Source organism: Cupriavidus sp. SK-3, assembly GCF_000611145.1.
In the GTDB taxonomy this organism is placed as follows: domain Bacteria; phylum Pseudomonadota; class Gammaproteobacteria; order Burkholderiales; family Burkholderiaceae; genus Cupriavidus.
Map to the genome: position 1 here is coordinate 1 of NZ_JFJV02000124.1, position 642 is coordinate 642.

Sequence of the window (642 nt, forward strand, 5' to 3'; positions counted from 1 at the left end):
GCCGGCGACCAGTTCGGGCCGTGGCGCGATGCGCCCGGCCGGGTTCGACTGCAAATGCGCCGCATAGAAGGTGAGCAGGCGCTCGGCAAGGTCCTGCCGCTCGCCCGGGGTCATCCGGGCATCGGTGGACCAATGCTGCACCAGTTGCGGGGCCAGGAAGGCCGGCTCGGCGCGTTCGGGGTTAGCCAGCATCAAATAGGTCTTGAGCGCCTGGTGGCCGCTCAGCGCCACCCGGTTGGTTGCCGCATCCAGCACCCTGGTGCGCAGTTGCGCAAGATCCACCAGCGACGCCTCCAGATCCCGCTGCACGGGCGTGACGAGCAGTTCGCGGCTGGCCTGCGCGTAAGGCTTCCATAGCGCGGCAAGGACCGCCGGATCGCGATTCAGGCCAAAGCGGGTCGCAAGCGGCGCGTGATGCCGGGTGCGGTACGCGTAGCGCTCGATCTGATGCTGCAAGGCGAGGAGCGCGCGCAGGCGGGCCGCCGGGTTGGGGGCCGACTGGACATCCTGAATCACTTGTTGCGCAGCGCTTACGTCTTGCGCGTTGCGCACGCCGGACACCAGCATGCCGGCGCTCCACAGGCCGATGGCCGTCAGGCCCACGATGGCAGACACCGTGACCGGGTGCCAGCCAACGCGCTG

Annotated in this window: 1 protein-coding gene; it reads right to left on the minus strand. The window is 69.2% G+C overall.

The genetic code is table 11. The annotated features are described in order from the left end of the window. On the minus strand, nt 1–642 hold a 642-nt coding region (locus tag CF70_RS33800; protein ID WP_235185024.1), incomplete at both ends, for an ImcF-related family protein.